This is a genomic window from Endozoicomonas sp. ALE010 (genome assembly GCF_049310165.1).
GTDB lineage: Bacteria > Pseudomonadota > Gammaproteobacteria > Pseudomonadales > Endozoicomonadaceae > Endozoicomonas.
Map to the genome: position 1 here is coordinate 38,998 of NZ_JBLYNV010000034.1, position 18,324 is coordinate 57,321.

Annotated in this window: 14 protein-coding genes and 2 pseudogenes; 10 read left to right on the plus strand and 6 right to left on the minus strand. The window is 44.6% G+C overall.

The features are described from left to right. Nucleotides 1-4: 4 nt before the first annotated feature. Nucleotides 5-2,896 (minus strand): Tn3 family transposase, encoded by a 2,892-nt coding sequence (locus tag ACO6UY_RS14705; protein ID WP_422490408.1) that lies wholly within the window; start codon nucleotides 2,894-2,896, stop codon nucleotides 5-7. Between ACO6UY_RS14705 and ACO6UY_RS14710 the strand changes: the two genes are divergently transcribed. The 9 genes from ACO6UY_RS14710 (at nucleotide 2,816) to ACO6UY_RS14750 (ending at nucleotide 14,798) form a co-directional block, all read left to right on the plus strand. Beyond that, nucleotides 2,816-3,055, plus strand: a complete 240-nt coding sequence (locus ACO6UY_RS14710) for a DUF5397 family protein (protein WP_422490410.1) — start codon at nucleotides 2,816-2,818, stop codon at nucleotides 3,053-3,055. The genes ACO6UY_RS14705 and ACO6UY_RS14710 overlap by 81 nt on opposite strands. 281 nt (nucleotides 3,056-3,336) lie before the next feature. Next, entirely contained in the window at nucleotides 3,337-3,978 is a 642-nt protein-coding gene (locus ACO6UY_RS14715) for a recombinase family protein (protein ID WP_422490412.1), read from the plus strand. A gap of 132 nt (nucleotides 3,979-4,110) precedes the next feature. After that, nucleotides 4,111-6,246: a type I secretion system permease/ATPase gene (locus ACO6UY_RS14720; RefSeq protein WP_422463677.1), complete on the plus strand. Its 2,136-nt coding sequence runs from the start codon at nucleotides 4,111-4,113 to the stop codon at nucleotides 6,244-6,246. After that, the gene (locus ACO6UY_RS14725) at nucleotides 6,246-7,655 is read left to right on the plus strand and encodes an HlyD family type I secretion periplasmic adaptor subunit (RefSeq protein WP_422490414.1); all 1,410 of its coding nucleotides are present in this window, start codon (nucleotides 6,246-6,248) and stop codon (nucleotides 7,653-7,655) included. The genes ACO6UY_RS14720 and ACO6UY_RS14725 overlap by 1 nt, the downstream gene beginning before the upstream one ends. Before the next feature lie 85 nt (nucleotides 7,656-7,740). Next, complete coding sequence (locus tag ACO6UY_RS14730) at nucleotides 7,741-8,229, plus strand: hypothetical protein (protein WP_422450651.1); 489 nt, start codon at nucleotides 7,741-7,743, stop codon at nucleotides 8,227-8,229. Between the two features lie 65 nt (nucleotides 8,230-8,294). Continuing rightward, entirely contained in the window at nucleotides 8,295-12,566 is a 4,272-nt protein-coding gene (locus tag ACO6UY_RS14735) for a calcium-binding protein (protein ID WP_422490415.1), read from the plus strand. Nucleotides 12,567-13,022: 456 nt separating this feature from the next. After that, the gene (locus tag ACO6UY_RS14740; RefSeq protein ID WP_422463577.1) at nucleotides 13,023-14,015 is read left to right on the plus strand and encodes a hypothetical protein; all 993 of its coding nucleotides are present in this window, start codon (nucleotides 13,023-13,025) and stop codon (nucleotides 14,013-14,015) included. Nucleotides 14,016-14,022: 7 nt separating this feature from the next. Further along, nucleotides 14,023-14,217, plus strand: a complete 195-nt coding sequence (locus tag ACO6UY_RS14745; RefSeq protein WP_422463578.1) for an IS1096 element passenger TnpR family protein — start codon at nucleotides 14,023-14,025, stop codon at nucleotides 14,215-14,217. Nucleotides 14,218-14,486: 269 nt separating this feature from the next. Further along, the gene (locus ACO6UY_RS14750; protein ID WP_422450648.1) at nucleotides 14,487-14,798 is read left to right on the plus strand and encodes a hypothetical protein; all 312 of its coding nucleotides are present in this window, start codon (nucleotides 14,487-14,489) and stop codon (nucleotides 14,796-14,798) included. A 64-nt stretch (nucleotides 14,799-14,862) separates the two neighbouring features. Here the strand turns inward: ACO6UY_RS14750 and ACO6UY_RS14755 are convergent, their stop codons facing one another. The 5 genes and pseudogenes from ACO6UY_RS14755 to ACO6UY_RS14775 form a co-directional block, all read right to left on the minus strand. Then, the gene (locus ACO6UY_RS14755) at nucleotides 14,863-15,207 is read right to left on the minus strand and encodes a hypothetical protein (protein ID WP_422490417.1); all 345 of its coding nucleotides are present in this window, start codon (nucleotides 15,205-15,207) and stop codon (nucleotides 14,863-14,865) included. Between the two features lie 131 nt (nucleotides 15,208-15,338). Beyond that, nucleotides 15,339-15,584, minus strand: coding sequence for a DUF2164 domain-containing protein (locus ACO6UY_RS14760; protein WP_422463583.1), 246 nt, complete (start codon nucleotides 15,582-15,584; stop codon nucleotides 15,339-15,341). Nucleotides 15,585-15,977: 393 nt separating this feature from the next. Continuing rightward, nucleotides 15,978-16,208 carry a type II toxin-antitoxin system BrnA family antitoxin gene (brnA, locus tag ACO6UY_RS14765; RefSeq protein WP_422450645.1) on the minus strand — a complete coding sequence of 77 codons (231 nt, stop codon included), beginning with the start codon at nucleotides 16,206-16,208 and terminating at the stop codon, nucleotides 15,978-15,980. Further along, entirely contained in the window at nucleotides 16,198-16,455 is a 258-nt protein-coding gene (locus ACO6UY_RS14770) for a BrnT family toxin (protein WP_422450644.1), read from the minus strand. The genes brnA and ACO6UY_RS14770 overlap by 11 nt, the downstream gene beginning before the upstream one ends. A 192-nt stretch (nucleotides 16,456-16,647) precedes the next feature. After that, nucleotides 16,648-16,887: pseudogene (locus tag ACO6UY_RS14775) on the minus strand (ATP-binding protein); the annotation flags it as partial. A 27-nt stretch (nucleotides 16,888-16,914) separates the two neighbouring features. On the opposite strand from ACO6UY_RS14775, the pseudogene ACO6UY_RS14780 reads away from it, so the two are divergent. Next, a pseudogene (locus ACO6UY_RS14780) lies at nucleotides 16,915-17,736 on the plus strand (IS91 family transposase); the annotation flags it as partial. Between the last annotated feature and the right edge of the window lie 588 nt (nucleotides 17,737-18,324).

Below are 18,324 nucleotides of genomic sequence, written 5' to 3' on the forward strand. Positions count from 1 at the left end.
ATGCTCACAGTACCGAAATTGAAAAATCCAGAGGCCGCACCTGCTTGGTTAGCTCAAGACGATAATCTCCCAGCCTGTTGGCACTCTCTATATAAGGGGACAGGTGCTTCAAATCATCTTCGGTAATTTTGTGCCCTTCTTCTTTCAGCTCCTTCAATACTCTCATCATCACTTCGACGTTATAAAAAATGAGCATGTTAGTGGCAAGGTGATTCCACTTAATGATTTTGTCCTGTTCGTGACGATCATTTTCCCGAATCACGCCCTTGTTGTAGAAGAAAACCCAGTCAGAGAACTTATTGAAATGTTCACTTTTGTTGGTTGAAGCGTTAATCATACGGCGTAGGCCTCCATCTGCAATATACTCCATCAGAAACTGGGTTCGAATAACCCTGCCAAGCTCCCTGAAGCCATAATACAGCTGGTTTTTCCGGCTCTTGCCTGTTAAGCGACGAACAATGGTTGATGCAGTCAGTTTTCCCGCTTTAATTGACATGGCGATTCTCAGCATTTCCGGTAATTCTCTTTCGACTATCTTGTAGTCGATAGGCTCTGCGAAGATACCGTTGATGTGTTTGAATCTGGCTCCAGCCTCTGGCCGGTGTAAATTTAACCGTTTGATGTTCTTGATCCTGGGCATCAGCTTTATTCCCAGTAAATAAGCCAGTCCGAAAACAGCAAGGCTTTGCCCATGTGTATCAGAGTGGACCGTATCGGGCTGAATGTCGGAATCATTCTGCAGAAGGCCGTCCAGAATATAAATTGCCTCATAAACACCACAGGGTATAAAGCGGGAAAAGAGGCAAATGTATTTGTCGCTGAGGTGGTAGTAGGCAATGCCGCCATAGCCACCATACCGAATGTGATACTCGGACAGAAGGTTGTTTTCATACACATCCCATTTTGTACCATCGGCAGACGCTCTTTTGCCGGTTCCCCAGTAGGCAGGTAGCGAAAACTGGTTATAGCCATTGATGACATCCCTGATACATTTGATGAGAGTGTCTTCGGAGCAGTGCTTGAGATTCAGTCGTGCAATTTGTTTGCGGCTGATATTCTGAACTGAGCGGGACAGCTGGACTGGCCCAAGGTTACAGCCGTAACAAAGCAGGTTGAGGACGAAGCGTTCTTCTATATTGTCAATTCTGGATTTATTGCCCGACAGAGGCCGTATATGCTTGCTGAGATTCAACCACTTTTCAGTTTCAGACAGCACATCCAGAATATTTTTAGGCGGCATACGCTCTTTGATCAGGGATGCGAGAGCCTCTTGCTCAGGTGTTGGTTTCTCTGCCTTGATCGGAGTAATGCATAGCTTTTTATTGATAATCTGCACTTCAGTGTTTTCTGGAAACTGCTCATCAGCCTTTTTGCAAACAGCGTGAAGTCTGGCTTTGAGCTGACTGCAAAAGTCACCACCATCGGAGGGATAGCCCATCATTTGGCAGAAATCTTCGAACTGCTCTTGATACTCTTCTTCTGAGATAAACTGCGTTCTGAAATCACTGAAATTCTCACTGTCTTCAACAAATAAATCGCCGGATCTGAGTGCTTCCGCAACCAGCGTAAAGAGGCATAGCTCAAGGTAAAGACGATGCACCTTGGTAACGGGTACACCTTTCTTTTGGGTTTCAGTGACTGAAGTCCACCATTTTCTTGCCGGTACCCATTTTAGAGATACAGAGCTGTTGGATACATCAATATGGCTTTTACGTGATGTTTGGTGTTTTTTGATAAACAGTATGACTTTGATCAGCGCATAGTCACTAAGAGGCGTTCTCACCTTCAGCAAGTTCAGGGCATCAAACAGATTTGCCCTGTGATTTTTAAACATAGGGAGTAAAAACGGGAGGTAGTTGTTGCTTGAGTAAGTCAGTAGCTGATCGCAGGAGTCGATCACTTCCTGCGGATTGTGTTTCAGGGCTGTGCCTATATTCCGAAGTTTATGCTGATCGTCTCTGCTACTCCCCTGGTAAGCAACGGTAACATCCTTCAGCTGCCCGATAAGCTGCTCCTGCTGTTTCGTTTTATTTTTCAGCCATTCCTTCAGCTTCTTGTCTGCCCGAGTGTGCATACGCCGCATCAGTTTGATCAGTAAATCAGCCGCATCATCAAGGGTGCGGGAAAGTCGGTAACGGAGTAGGATCGTCAACAGCAGCTCTTGCTTACCCTTTCTCAATCGTGCCATTTCCGAACGATCCAGAGCGCGGGCTTCCAACTGCAAGTCCCGGTATTTGTCAGGTGTGATATCCGGCAAGTTGGGTAGACCTGCCTGCTGCTTGCGAAGCCAGCTCAACACACCCAGCGTATTGGTTGTGTTTTTTGTCGTCAGCTTTCCAGGTTCTTTTTTAAGCTTTTCCCATGATTCTTCATCCAGTAATGATGAGAGAACCAGTTTGGACTTTTCATCAAGAGAATCGAGGTAATTGCTGTAGAGTTCTTTATTGACCCTTCGGCGCTGGTCACTTGCGACCCGAGCAAGTGCATCAAAGGTAGGAAGCTCATAAGAGTCCTTAATCAGATTTTCGAGAACTTCATTGATGATATCCGCCAGGTGGTGTTTGCTTTTTGCTGACTCATAGGCCCGCTGTATGATGATATTCCTGCCAGCGGGTTTTACTTTGAAGCGATCTCTCAGCAGGCTCAGATAAATACTTCTTACGGAAGAGTCCCTGTGTTTTCTGACTTCTTCACCAGAACTCCGACTCTTTGTTATCTTGCCGTAATATTGAATGTATCCATCAGGTAGGTCATCAAAACCTGTGTGATAGCCCAAATGCTGAAACATCTTCAGCATGGTCAAAAGTACTTGGCGATGCAGAGGCTTTTTTACCTGACCATTGATCCAGTCTATTTCATCGGGGATCGATTCCCTGAACCTAAACTCATCGGTCAATATCGGCAGTTTGGCAAACTGGGACCTGCGTATAAAATTCTTGAACCTATCAGGCCGGTTAACCAGGATGACTGGATTGTCCTGATTCAGATCCCTGAGTCGGGAGAAGAAACTGAATACAGATACTCAAATATCAAAAACGATCCGGTTGCTCACTGATGCTCGCTATTGCTTTTGACTTAATTGTTGCAGACAGAAAAGAATCATCCGAAAGGTTGTGCCACAGGCTTATATTGAGATTGGTTCTACCCTTTCCAGTCTTGGATTCAGGAGAGTTCAGGGTAGTCTTTATGTGACAGACGATGAGGACATGGCTAACCTCTTCCGTGCGATCACAGCCCTGAAATCTCTTTCCTGGTTTCCCGCATCTGTTAGAGATATCAGAGCTTTCAGGGTTGAACAGTGGTCAGGTTTTGCTGAGATGATCAAGGGAGGCTGATATGAAAATCGGCTATGCAAGAGTATCTACAAAAGATCAGGATTTATCACTGCAGCGTGAAGCACTATTAGCAGCTGGTTGTAACAAAATATACGAAGATAAAGTCAGCGGAACACAAAGTAACCGTGAAGGCTTGAAGCTCGCATTTGAAGTGTTACGGGATGGTGATACCTTGATTGTCTGGAAGCTGGATCGCCTTGGGAGAAGTGCCACAAATCTAATCACTTTGATCAATGAGCTTGAACAGCAGGATTGTCACTTTGTGAGTCTTACCGACAATATTGATACTTCAACAACTGCAGGTCGATTCTTCTTTCACGTCATGGCAAGCCTTGCCCAGATGGAACGGGAACTGATTGTGGAGCGAACTCGAGCAGGTTTAGAAATTGCCAAGCAACGTGGTAGAGTTGGCGGGAGAAAACGGCAGATGACAGACTCTAAAATAGATGCTGCAAAAAAACTTCTGTCGAACGGCCTTCCTGCAAAGGAGGTTGCCGAAAATCTCGGTGTTTCTATTCCAACACTTTATCGGTGGTTGCCAGCCAAAGGGACTAATGTCCCCCATCTACTTCCTGCAAAACAATGTGGGATAACAGCTTTGGATTTCGTAAAAATAATCATAAACCAAAACCAAATTTTGTAAAAAACGTCACTTGACTATTAAATACTTTTCATATTAAAAATGACAACGCAGATATGCAGGATAAAGCATTACCTTTCATCTGCTCGGCCATGGACACCGGCTGATTTATCAAATAATGAACAGGAATTCTTGATGTCTGCAGTAGGAACTTCGGACTCTGCGATCACCTGCCTGGTGATGATGGCTCGTTTTCACGGGCTGGCAGCTCAACCAGAACAGGTCAAGCATTTAATAGGCTACACTGAAGGTGTGGTTGATCCTGTTGATCTTCTCCGTATCTCCAAACATCTTAAGCTGAAAGTCAGAAGAACTCAGGTTGCCCCGGAGAAACTGCAAGAGTTGCCATTACCTGCTATCGCACTTGATAAGGATGGTAGCTATTTCATTGTTGCCCGTTGTAATGATGACAAGATTCTGATTCAGAAGCCTACGAGTTGCCAGCCTGAGGCATTGGAGCTGGATGACTTTCAAACTATTTTTTCTGGTGAATTATTTCTTTTTACCAAACGTTCCCTGCTGCCGGACAGTCTTTCAAAATTTGATTTCAGCTGGTTTATTCCCGCCATACTCAAGCATAAAAAAATGCTCTATGAAGTACTGCTGGCGTCGTTTTTTATCCAGCTCTTTGCACTGATTACCCCACTTTTCTTTCAGGTCATCATAGATAAAGTTCTGGTTAATCAGGCTTTAACGACACTTGACGTACTCGCCTTCGGGTTGCTGGTTCTGTCGATTTTTGATGTTGTGCTGAATGGCTTGCGGAATTATGTATTCAGCCATACTACCAACAGGGTCGATGTGGTTCTTGGTTCCAGGCTCTTCAGTCACCTATTGCGTCTACCCGTTGCTTTTTTTCAGGCTCGCCGTGTCGGTGATACCGTTGCCCGTGTTCGTGAGCTGGATACCATTCGTGAATTTATTACCGGCTCAGCCCTGACGCTTTGTATTGATTTATTGTTCACGGTCATTTTCTTTGTCGTCATGTATTTCTACAGCCCGACGCTGACGTGGATCGTGTTAGGTTCGATTCCCTTCTATATTATTCTCTCGTTAATAGTAACGCCTATTCTTCGGGCTCGCTTAAATGAGAAGTTCAAACGCGGTGCTGAAAACCAGTCCTTTCTGGTGGAATCCGTCACTGGTATAGAAACCATTAAAAGCACAGCGGTTGAACCCCAGATGCAGAGACATTGGGAAGATCAGCTGGCGGCTTATGTTTCCGCTTCTTTCAGATCCATGAATCTGGGCAATATTGCCAGCCAGACGGCAGGGCTCATCAATAAAGTGGTGACGGTACTGATTCTTTGGGTGGGAGCCACGCTGGTTATTAATGGTGACCTTTCCGTCGGTATGTTGATCGCCTTTAATATGATTGCCGGTCGCGTAAGCGCACCTATTTTGAAGCTGGTTCAGCTGTGGCAGGACTTTCAGCAGGCGGGGATTTCGGTTCAGCGTTTGGGGGATGTTCTGAATACACCCACAGAGCCGGGACACGATCCAAACCGAACAACGCTGCCTGCATTAAAGGGTTTCGTTGAATTTGAACACGTCACCTTTCGATATCAGCCGGATCGTCCAGCAGTACTCCATGGTGTATCGCTTGAAGTAAAGCCAGGAGAGGTGATTGGCATTGTTGGTCGATCCGGCTCAGGAAAAAGTACGCTGACAAAACTGGTGCAACGTTTGTATGTACCAGAGTCTGGTCGTGTATTGGTCGATGGTGTTGATTTGGCTCTGGTTGAACCTGCCTGGTTACGAAGGCAGGTAGGCGTTGTGCTTCAGGAAAACTTTCTCTTCAACCGATCAGTTCGAGACAATATTGCTCTGGCTGAACCGGGAGCCTCAATAGAACGTGTGATGGCTGCAGCAAAACTATCAGGCGCTCATGACTTTATTCTGGAGTTGCCTGAAGGTTATGACACACAGGTAGGTGAACAAGGCAGTTCTCTGTCTGGTGGTCAAAAGCAACGTATTGCTATTGCCAGAGCACTCCTGACCAATCCGAGAATTCTGATATTTGATGAAGCCACCAGTGCGCTGGATTATGAGTCAGAACATATCATCCAGCAGAATATGAAGCGAATCAGTCAGGGGCGTACGGTGTTTATCATCGCTCACCGACTTTCTACTGTGCGTGATGCTGATCGCATTATCACAATGGACAAAGGGAGAATTGTTGAGGAGGGGCCTCACGATCAGCTGGTCAAACAAGGTGGTCATTATGCCCGCCTGAATGCTCATCAGCATGGGCTGAGGGAGGCTGTGTAATGGTTAAATCGTTCTTTGATCATGCTACCAAAGCCCTGTTATCCAAAACGGAAAACACTGAGGCATTACACAGTACCCGTCGTCAGTTTTTGCCCGCTGCACTGGAAGTGGAAGAAACTCCAGCCAATCCGGCCAGCAGAGTCATCGTAAAGGTCATTGTTCTGCTATTCACTATTGCTGCCGTCTGGGCGTGTTTTGGCAAGATCGATATTGTCGCCACGGCTCAGGGAAAAATAGTCCCTGGTGAACGGGTAAAAACCATTCAACCTATGGTGATCGGTGAAGTTCAGAATATTCATGTTCGGGAAGGTGATGATGTCGAGGTGGGAGACCCTCTGATTTCACTGGTAGACATTGTGACTGAAGCCGAACTGGTCAGGTTAAGTAAACAGACCTCTGCTTTTTCATTACAACTGGCCAGGCAGGAAGCCTTTATTGATTATCTTGATATCGATAATTATTCGAAGCCAGCCCAACTGAAGCTGGATAGTTATCTCAAGCAGGAAGAAAGCGACATCAATATTGAGTTTGAAGAACAGCTCTTACAGCAACAAATAGAAGACTATGTATCAGCATCTGAAACACTGAAAAGCCAGCTCAAGAGCAAAAAGGCAGAACAGCGAACAATAGAAGCCATTGTCACCAAACTGCAACGAGTCCTGCCTATTATTGAAGAGCGCACTCAGGCGCTGGAAGGCCTGTATAAAAAGAACTATGGATCAAAAGTGCAATACCTTGAACTGGAACAGCAACGTATAGAGCTGGAAGAAGATATCAAGGCACAAAAAGCGGCAGTACAGCAATTGATTGCCGAGCAGGAAGAAGTTCAAAACCAGCTGCTCAGTCTTCACGCTCAAAAACGGCGGGAAAGCCTGGACCAACAGGAAGAGCTTCGCCTGCAACTCACCAGCCTTGAGCAGGAAAGCATTAAGGCGCAAGAACTGCATGAACAGCAGATCATCACATCCCCCATAGACGGCACTGTACAGCAGTTACAGATTCATACCATCGGCGGTGTGGTTCAACCGGCACAGGCCTTGATGCAAATCGTCCCCAAAGAAGCAAAGATGGAAGTGGAAGCCTGGGTACTGAATAAGGACATTGGTTTTGTTCAGGAAGGCCTGAAAGCAGAAGTGAAAATCGATACCTTTAACTTTACCAAGTATGGCCTGATTGGTGGGGAGTTAATGAATGTGTCCAACGATGCTGTGCCCGATGAAAAACTGGGTTTGAGATATATGGCCAATGTCCAGATTGAAAAAGACTGGATGCAGGTGGAAAACCGGAAAGTGAATTTATCGCCGGGTATGAGTGTGGCTGTGGAAATTAAAACTGGGCAGCGTCGTTTGATTGAGTATTTTTTGAGTCCGCTTTTGAGGTTTAAGCAGGAGAGCGTACGTGAGAGGTAAGCCAGTATGTACTGAATGCTAAATTTTTAGCCGATGATAATTGGTTTTGTAAAACATTATTAATTTTTTATAGTGATCTTTTATAATGAAAACGAAACAAAACAAGAAATTAACCTTAAAGGAATCATGTTTTTTTAGTTTGACTCCTATTTTAATATTTTCTTTAATTTTAACTTTTTCTCCTCTCACATGGGCCGAAGCCAATCTGAAAAATAACTGCTATATCACGATTGACGGTGAGGTTGACCCAGTCCTAGTTCTGTTGGTTCTTTCTTATAAAGAAAAAGGGGTTGATGATAAATTGATAATCAAAAGGATATCCAATGCTATAAATGATGGTTGTGATTTAAACGTCACAGATAAAGATGGCTTATCACCATTAAATACTTCCATTCTCTTTCAGCATCTGGATTTAGTTGAGTTTTTTATTGAAAAAGGAGCTACCCCATACAACAAAATCATTAGTCCAAAAGATGTAATTAACGGACTTGATTCTGTAGCCTTTTCCAAAGCTCTTTTGGATAAAGACTGGTCTGATAAACGACAGAAAATTTACGATTACTTAAAAAAATAGCAGAATTAGCTGTTTTTCTGATTTAAATAACCCGTGTTAGTTTTTTTTAAAAGGGAAATTCTAAAATGTCTGACTCATCAAACAATCCAAACGATGATCTTAGGGAAGTTTTTCGAGATAGCAAAGGAAAAAGAGAACGTGCACTCGAAACACTTTATGATGTAATGCAGGATGATGAAAGCTTTTCACCAGAAAATAAGGAAGGTGCTGGTGAAACAATAGATGGGCTTTTAAATATTTTATTCCGAGGTCTAGTTCCTGAAGGTCTAGGCGATAAGATGGTTGATGATGTATCAAAACTGCATAATAAATCAAAAGATGAAATTGATAGAATATTAGGTGAGTCTGCACCTCGTGAGACTACTAACACTCCTCCTCCTGCGAAACCGAAAGCTCCTGGACCGACCCCTGCATCCCCGCTTGTTTTAGATTTGGATGGAGACGGTATTGAAACTGTTGGCCAGTCGTCAGGAATATATTTTGATCACGATGGGGATGGATTTAAAGAGCGATCCGGTTTTGTAGGAGTGGATGATGGACTTTTAATATATGACCGAAATGGAGACGGTAAAGTCAACGATGGTACGGAGCTTTTCGGTAATTCCACCGTATTGAACGATGGCAGCAAAGCAGATAATGGATTCACCGCTCTTGCTGAATTTGATTCAAATGGTGACGGTTTGATAAACGCGAATGATGAGGAATTTGTCAATTTAAGAGTATTTCGTGACTTAAACCAAAATGGCATTACAGATGATGGCGAATTGATTACTCTAGAGGAAGCGGGAGTTAAGTCTCTTTCTATTAATTATACCGATCAAGCATTTACAGATAGTGCCGGAAACGAACATAGGCAAGTAGGAAATTATACTGCAGACAACGGGCAAGTTCTTTCAATGAATGATGTCTGGTTTGATACTGACCCCACTGACACAATAGAAACTATAGTTGAAGTTCCTTTAGAAATTTCACTTTTTTTGCCAGATGCACGTGGATTTGGCACAACATTTTCATTGCATCAAGCAATGGCTAGAGATGAATCAGGAGAACTAAAAAGGCTAGTTGAGCAATTCGTCAACACAGACTCTCGTCAAGAAAGTCAAGCCTTGCTGGAACCAATAATTTTTGCTTGGACTGGACAGAGCGGGGGATACCGACAACATGGCAGAGCCCCAATGGATACACGAAAGATTGGTGCTCTTGAGTCTTTCTATGGATACCAGCTTCCAATAGCTCAAGGAGGGGGCTGGCAATATGCAAGAATGTATAATGAAATATTTGCCAGTTTGGTAGACAGTGTATTCTACCAAATGGCATCTGATAGTTATTTGAAGCCCCTATTTGACGAGGTAAGCTGGACTGAAGAAGCTGGGTCTGATGTTTGGCTCGGTGATTTCACAAATGTGATCGATGATCTCTATAGATATTCTGAGGCTGCTCCATCATCAGCACCAGATTTACTACAGGATTTTGTTCAGGCAGTAAGAGGTATTAATGTATATGATGCCCGAAATCTCGACAATCTCAGAACAGCTCTATACCGCTTCAATCAATTAGAAGAAGTTAATAATTTCAGTGTTGAAACAGCTGCGTTAGTAACTCAAATAGTCAATAGCTCGTTTAGTTATGGTGATAGGCTGCTTGCTGGAAATAGTGATATTTTTCTTTTGTATACCGATGTGATAGAAGGGGATGATAGTGATAATGAGTTAATTGGTCTTGAAACCAATGATCAGCTAGAAGGCATGAATGGTAATGATGTTCTTGATGGTCGGGCTGGAAACGATTTATTAATTGGGGGAAATGGTAACGACGAGTATCGTTTTGGGCTGGGTTATGGTGAAGACCGTATCAATAATTATGATCGCACAGAGGGGCGTTACGATGTAATTCGAATGCTAGGCGATTTAACAATAAATGATATTACTACTCAGCGGGAGGGTGACGACCTTGTCATCTCTATAAATGGTACAAATGATACCCTTCGAGTATTGTCTCATTTTTCTCAAGAAGGTTCTGACTATAAATACGTCGATGCAATCCTGTTTTCTGATGGCAGCAAGCTTGAGGTTGGGCCAGACAATTTCGACCTTCAGAATGTAGCTTCTCAAATCTTTAGTGATGGTGATGATGATATACATGGGACTTCCTATGTTGATGAACTGGATGGATTCGCTGGCGACGATTACATTTCCGGTAAGAAAGGGAATGATTTGCTCTCAGGGAATGATGGTCATGACCGGCTCTTTGGAGGTGATGGGAATGATCAGTTACTTGGTGGGTCTGGGCATGATGAGCTTTATGGTGGTACGGGTGACGATAGTCTAACTGGTGGAACTGGCGATGACCTTATGGTCGGAGGTTTGGGGAGTGATACTTATTATTATGGGCTTGGTGATGGACTTGATGTCATCAATGAATCTGGAAGCAATGAAACATTAGACCGCATTATTCTTGGAGCAGGTATTCGTTCAGAAAATATTCTGATACGTGCTCAAGGGGCTGACTTGGTTCTATACATTAATGGGGATCAAGATGAAATTCGTATTCGAAATTTCTACAACAGCACAAATAGTTACCCCATTGATAAAGTTGAATTCAGTGATCCTGATAGTTCTCTGAAGGAGTGGACTTCAACAGATCTTTATACATTAGCCTTGCAGGCTACAGATGAGAATGATGAGCTACAGGGTGACAATCAGAATAATATCATTGACGGTTTGAAGGGGGATGACTTGCTTCTGGGGGGAGCCGGTAATGATAATCTCAGTGGCTCAGAAGGAAATGACACTCTAAGAGGGGAAGATGGTAATGACACCCTGATAGGAGGAGTCGGTGCTGATACTCTTGAAGGTGGGCGAGGTAATGACAGACTTGAAGGTGGGGCTGGCAACGACCTACTTCTTGGTGGAGCTGGAAGTGATACCTATGTCATAACTGCTGATGGAAGTCAGGATATTGTAGAAGACTATGATAATACTGGCACTGACCTCGATAAGATTCTTTTTGATTCAACCATTAACCCTGAGAATGTTAGTTATCGAAGAACAGCTACTGATCTGATCATCGAAATTAATAAAGATGATGTTATTTCGAAGGTCATAATCAGAAATGGATTTATCAGTGAGCGCAACCAAATAGATCAGCTGGTATATGCTGATGGCACTGTAACCAGTATGTCTGAGGCTCTGGCGCAGGCTGCTCAGTGGACAGGGACCGATGGAGTTGAAAAAGTCTACGGTTATGCCGGTGTAGATATTATCAACGCTTTGGGTGGAAATGATGTAATTTATGGCCGTGATGGTGATGACCAGCTGTCAGGTGGTGAGGGTGATGACCGCATTTACGGTGAGCTGGGTAATGACAACCTCGTAGGAGACGATGGTGCAGATTACCTCCATGGCGGTATAGGTGATGATTCACTCAATGGTGGTAGAGCTAACGACCAACTACACGGCGACAAAGGTAACGATAGCTACATATTTGCCCAGGGGGATGGACATGACACCATAACCGAATATTCATCGGGTACTGACACCGATGTCATTCAGTTAAGCGAAAGCATTCTTCCAGCCAATACCATACTTCTAAGACAAACCGATGATCTTTTGATCAAGATTGATGGTGATGCTCAATCCATTCGGGTTCGTAACTATTTCAACAATGATGCCACATCAGGCTATGCGGTAGACCGGATTGAATTCGCAGACGGTACTGTTTGGGATATTGATACTGTCAAAGCGAAAGTTATTGTTCCTACGGAAGGTAATGATGATATCTGGGGCTATAACTCCTCGGATGATAACCTGAGCGGTTTGGCTGGCAATGATGTCATTAGAGGTCTTGGTGGAAATGACATCATTAATACCGGTGTGGGTGATGACACAGCCTACGGTGGTGACGGAAATGATCAATTGTATGGTAATGCTGGTAGTGATTACCTGATGGGTGGTGATGGTAACGATACCTATCATTTTGCAGCCAACGGCGGCTCAGACACTATCAACAACCTGTCCAATACGCCTGCTGATACTGATGTGCTGCAGCTGTCTGGTATTGAAGAAGAAAATCTTTGGTTTACCCGTGAAGGTGACAACCTGCTGATTGATGTTATTGGCTCTGATGATCAGATCACTGTGCAGGACTGGTACAGCAACGATGCCCAGAAGTTGGATCAGATACGAACCAGCGATGCAGTACTCCTGGCAAACAAGATGGATAACCTTGTAAATGCCATGGCTGGTTTTGATGCTCCTCCTCCTGGAAATGCACAGCTTCCCGATGATACCCGTACACAGGTAAATCCTGTTATTGCGGCTAATTGGCAGGCTGTTTAAGCCATCAAAGATGGGTAGGTGTGAAAGCCTACCTATTCAGTTTTGAATGATGGCCTGTGAAGGAAACTTTGCAGGCTTTTCATATTAACTGGAGGAGTAACTCATGCTACAAAAAGAAGTCTATGAAAAACATTATTTCTTTAAAATTCATTCATTTGCGTTACTTTTTTGACGTAAAAGCAATTTTGCAGGCCGAGGCCCGGATAGATATCAATATTTTTAATTGGTGTAGTTCATTGGTGTATATACCAATTTTATAAACGGTATCTATCCTTACAGCTGCAAAGGAAGTCATTTTTAAGGTATATATTTAACTAATACTAAGGGCACCAGGCCCCGAAACAATCGCTATCGACTTCGGCAATCACTCAATGGATGGATACAGATTACGTATTTACCGCAATTGAATAATTGATCCATGTCAACAAAACCGAGTTAGCAATAAGAATGAAGCCAATGTTATTTGAACCAAAAACGGCAGAAGCCATAGCAGCATTTACCCTGTCGGACCATCACCAGGTATTCCTCCGGGATGTTGATGTGTTTCTGGATTACCTGGTGAAAAATCCGGTTCAGGTTTCGAAAAGCAAGAACCTGCCTCCGGTTAAATGGGCTGAGCCACTGAACAGTCTGCTCTCCAGCCCCGAAGTGCTGACCTTGAAACGACCAATGACCACTAATTATGCCCGGCTAATGGGGCTATTATTGCTGAGTCGCAGTTCGGGGCTGGCCGCCCTTCGGCCAGATAGCAGGGGAAATACAGTACTTCATATCAATGAGGCGCTTTACCAGCAGTGGCAGGGCATGAATGGTGCTGAACGATATTTTTCCCTGCTGGAAGCGTGGATTAATCGAGGTTATGCCATGAGCGTCGGGGAGCGAATCAATACTATTGATAACCGCTTTCTGCCCGGGTTTATGATGAGGTACGGCGACACCGATCTATGGCAAGGCAAAGCGGCCAGGGATCCGGGCTTCTGGTTACGCAGGGGTAAGGCGTTCAACCTGACCATTCTCAAAATGGCCGGGATGGCTGAATTCCAGCTTGAGGATAGTAACCGGGAAATCCATTTCCTGAAATTAACGCCCTGGGGGCAGTTGTTTTTAAACGCCTGTCGGCAAGAGTTTATCGACTCGCTGAAAGACGATGAATATGAAGACGACTATGAACACATCAATCTACTGCCCGCGATAAAAGCAATTCGGCCAGATGTTCAAAAAAACCTGGAACAACCGGAGCCGATGATTGCTGCCAGTTATGTCCTGTCCGTTGCTTTGGGGAGTCAGTGCACCCGCACACTGAAAGTATCCGCTGACCACCTGCTTGAAGATCTGGCAGAAGCCATCCTTGACACCTTTGACTTTGATTGTGACCACCTTTATCACTTTCAGTATCTGAGCCCATTTGGTGCCGACCGGATGATTGGTCATCCTGCAGTAGATTTCTGATGCCTGTGTGACTGAAACCCGGCTGCGTCAACTTGAGCCGGTTCCCGGAATGAAAATCACCTTTATCTTTGATTATGGTGATAACTGGGAGTTTGAGATCGTGGTCATGCACGGCAGTGAAGAGAATACGTCTGATATCCAGGTGATCGAACGTAAAGGTGAAGCGCCGGAGCAGTATCCGGAATATGAGGATTTTTATTGATCAATATTTAACCAATTATTCTCACCCCGCCTGTCTGAAAGGCTGCCTTTATCCCCTAACGGTTTATCCACAATCTTTTCCACACAAATTCCGGATAACTGAAACAGGGGATAATAATTCGACAGGCAGGTACTGCAATGGGTTATAACGAACTACTGACAATATAAACACAACCTGCCAACAACTTATCCACAGACTTATTCTGGAAAAAGTGAGGGCGTGTCTTACATTTGATTCTGGTGTCGGCGAACAATGATCGGGAGGCGATAGTGAAAATCCCCCAGGCTATAAAGAACAATGTTGCGAATATTATTGACAGGTTTAACAAGGAGAATGGTTGTCAGTACCAGGAAAGATACCGGGGAGAATATCTGTATCTCGATAAAATTGACACCCATGGACCGGGACAGGTTTGCCGGTTGAAGTTCAACGGCGGAGAAGATAACTGGTCTTTTGCGATTTATAAATACTCCTCTGCACGATACGACAGTAAGGAAATATTCTTTCCCGGTGAAGAGTACGTGAATGGCACAGTAGAAGGTGCATTAAAGGCGGGACTGCTGGCGTACCCACCTTATTAATCAGGGATATGGTGTCGGGTTTTCATGCGGGAAGCCACCAATCCTATCGTCTCATGTCTAATTCTCAGTAATCCATAATCCGCACCCGGCCAATGGTCTCAATATCCGGCGTACGGGTATTGGTCTGGTCCAGCCCTTTATAAATGAGCAGAAAGCTGCAGAACTGTTTTTTACCATTCTCTTTCTGGGTGGCACTGTTAAAGACCGTTTTCTCATTGGCAAGCAGGGTGACAGTGTCGCCCATTCGGAATGGTCGTACTGACTGGTACATTTTTTTGCTGAACCGGACTTTGATCAGTTCGCCTTCTCTATTTCTGATTTGCAGCTTGCCTGCGCTGCTGATCAGCTCCACCACCCCTTCTGTTTTCACTGTTTGACTGAATGGCCTTTGCAACCATAATGAAACCATTACGGTTCCCCGGAGATTACACCAATGCCAGCACTTACAGTTAAAAATATACCTGAAACACTCGATTTTTATTACAAAATCCGGGTATCTGTATACATAACCCACATCATGAAGCGTGCTTGAATGACCTGTCAGCTATCAGGTTTTTCTAAATCTTGCATCAGATACCCTATCTCTTCAGTCTTTTCGGTAAATACAGTATGAGCATCAGAAAGCCCCTGATTATAAAAATACGAGCCGATTTCCCTGGCAAAGAAATCAATCAGGAATTCAGCATCAAAGCCACCAATTTCCTGTCCTAACTCATCGTTAAAATAGTCTTTTATTTTGCTGACGAGTCGCTCCTTTTGATCGGTTGTAAATTTTATTTCATTCATACGGCTACTTGTCAGTCAGCTTAACATAGATGACGAAATCACAATGATCATTAAAGGTAGTATGATCAAAGATTGGCTGCCATTTTTGTACTTGATATTTCTATGCTGGGTTAAGCCGAGTTCTTACTCAAGTTCTTTGCAACACACATATTTTTGATTTCTAATGCTTTGAAATTGTCTGGCAAACATACATGAGCACAGGATTAGGAAAAAACTGATCAGGCAAAAAATCAGGATAACAATACCTAATGAATTTTCATTTATATCTTACCCCCGTTTCTTGTTTTGCGGTGACAGCTTTAAATGAACTTTGCTTTTTCCAGTTTTAAATAATGCCGGATGCTGTGGGGAGGGCTGGAGAAAGGCCAGCCCTTACCCGATTCAGGTGAGTTTTTACCGACGAGTTTGATCTATTTTTTCGGCCATCCATGTTTTGATAATTGCCTGGCGAGCAACACCAAGTCTAGCGGCTTCTTTGTCAAGGGCATTAATCATCCAGACTGGGAAGTCTATATTGATACGTTTTGTATCAAGATCGGGACGATGGCCTTTTTCCCATTCAACGACAGCATCAATTAAATCACTACCTTCATCAAAGGCTTTATCGAAATCTTCAGTTTTCATAGTACATAATCTCCTTTGTTCTGGAACGACGAACTGAAATAATTCTGATGTTGTTTCCTCGAAGTGTGTAAACTGCTGTCCAATGCTTTCCTTTATACACTGCAACCATCAGGTATCGTTTTTCACCCTCAACACTTGCTGGAAAAACGATCTTTGACTCATCATTCCAGAGATTTTGGGCTTCATTGAAATCAATTTCATGTTTGTCGAAATTTATCATGCTTTTGTTAGGATCATATTCAAACACGTCTAATAGATACCTTATCGATACCTTCAAGATGTGTATTATATACTATTTTGCGGGTATAGTGCGCATTCCGGAGCATTCGGCTCCCCATTCCACTAACATCCGGCCACTGATTCCGGAAGTATCTGGCCACCCATTCCGGAAACATTCGGCCACCCCTCATCGGAGCGCAGCGACGCATCGGTTTGCAGCTTAAGACGTAGGTTCGGACTTCGCCAGTTTTGCTTGTTTTTTGCGCAGTGACTCACCCTTTAAAGGGACGCGGTGGGCGTTATGAGTCAGCCGGTCCAGAATCGCATCTGCCAGTGCCGGATCACCGATCAGTTCATGCCAGTGATCAACGGGCATCTGGCTGGTAATCAGCGTGCTCTTGAGGTTGTGCCGGTCTTCAAACAGCTCCAGCAAGTCTCGCCTCTGACTCTCGTTTAAGGGAGGGGCTTCCGGCATGATGCTGCTGGAATGCAACGGCAAAGACAGAAACTGTTGCCCGTTGAATACTTTATGGTGACCTTTACCTTACCAGCGCAACTGCGGGCTCTGGCTTGGCAACATCAACGACAGGTGTACGATTTACTGTTCAGAACAGCGGCTGATACCCTGAAACAGTTTGGAGCCAATAGCAAAAAACTGAATGCTGACCTGGGAATGACCAGCGTCCTGCAAACCCACAGCCGACGGCTGGATTACCATCCCCATATACATTTTGTAGTGCCCGGTGGCGGCATCAATACCCGACGAAAAGAGTGGCGCAAACTCACAGGTCACTATCTTTTCAATGGCAAGAACCTGGCCATGGTCTTTTGAGCCAGACTCCTTCGCACCCTGGCCGAACAGGGACTACTATCACTGAGCCTGAAAACAAGGCTGCCCAAAGAGTGGGTCGTCAATTGCAAACGGGTGGGCAAAGGATTACCAGCACTTGAATATCTATCCCGGTATCTGTACCGGGGCGTGATCAGCGACAACAACATCCTGGCCAGCAAACAAGGAAAGGTGACCTTCTCTTACCTCAACAGTGAAACCGGCAAAAAAGAGACGCGAACCCTGCCAGGAGAAGACTTCCTGTGGCTGGTACTGAAACATGTATTACCCAGGCGATTTCGACGATTGCGGGATTATGGATTTTTACACGGCAACGCCAAAAAACAATTATCACTGGTGCAACTGGTTTTACACGTCATGGTCAAAGCAGTAGAACCCGTGATTCGTCCGCAATTCAAATGCAGGCATTGCGGCGCAGCGATGAAGCACATTGCGTTCAGCTTCCTGAAACCGACCTGAGTTGCCACAGCAACAAATACCGCCATTCACAAACAGGGAGAAGATGTAAGCTCAGCCAGACAGATATGACATACCCCAGACTACCGTAATGCAGTGGTCGGGAGACACTCATCCTGAATAAATAGTGTTCTGAAAAAACGCTCTGATTCAAGATCCGCCAGAAAAGTAAACTTCAATAGACCTTCCTCACCAGAATTCAACCCGGGCTTGTGCAACAACAGGATAAGATTGCGGCTGGGCGCAATCTATCCTTATTCGGTACGCCCGGCATGGGCATGAACTGATGGGGTGAAAGTCCCCTGTGGGAGAACCTACATTTGACTGGCGGTAAAGACGCCTGCTGATGACAACCACTAGCTTAAGGCAAGTGCAGTCCCGCGAGGGCCTGTGCGGAGGCAGTCTGAGTGCAAAGGTGCGAGCCGACGGAGACCGTCCCCCAGAAATCGCATATAAGGCTGAGTCTCTGGGCGAGTGAGCCAAGGATCACAAAGCCCTCTGGTTCGTGAGACACGGTAAATGCGGCGGTTGTGCACTGAAAGTCCATGTCCTTATCCGGGGAGATCTGTTCAACATGCGATTGGTAAGTTC

Bases quoted from the DNA above. Each gene is read 5' to 3' on its own strand.
- ACO6UY_RS14710 (WP_422490410.1), top strand. From the start codon at position 2,816: ATGCAGAGGCTTTTTTACCTGACCATTGATCCAGTCTATTTCATCGGG.
- ACO6UY_RS14715 (WP_422490412.1), top strand. From the start codon at position 3,337: ATGAAAATCGGCTATGCAAGAGTATCTACAAAAGATCAGGATTTATCA.
- ACO6UY_RS14720 (WP_422463677.1), top strand. From the start codon at position 4,111: ATGTCTGCAGTAGGAACTTCGGACTCTGCGATCACCTGCCTGGTGATG.
- ACO6UY_RS14725 (WP_422490414.1), top strand. From the start codon at position 6,246: ATGGTTAAATCGTTCTTTGATCATGCTACCAAAGCCCTGTTATCCAAA.
- ACO6UY_RS14730 (WP_422450651.1), top strand. From the start codon at position 7,741: ATGAAAACGAAACAAAACAAGAAATTAACCTTAAAGGAATCATGTTTT.
- ACO6UY_RS14735 (WP_422490415.1), top strand. From the start codon at position 8,295: ATGTCTGACTCATCAAACAATCCAAACGATGATCTTAGGGAAGTTTTT.
- ACO6UY_RS14740 (WP_422463577.1), top strand. From the start codon at position 13,023: ATGTTATTTGAACCAAAAACGGCAGAAGCCATAGCAGCATTTACCCTG.
- ACO6UY_RS14755 (WP_422490417.1), bottom strand. From the start codon at position 15,207: ATGGTTTCATTATGGTTGCAAAGGCCATTCAGTCAAACAGTGAAAACA.
- ACO6UY_RS14760 (WP_422463583.1), bottom strand. From the start codon at position 15,584: ATGAATGAAATAAAATTTACAACCGATCAAAAGGAGCGACTCGTCAGC.
- brnA (WP_422450645.1), bottom strand. From the start codon at position 16,208: ATGAAAACTGAAGATTTCGATAAAGCCTTTGATGAAGGTAGTGATTTA.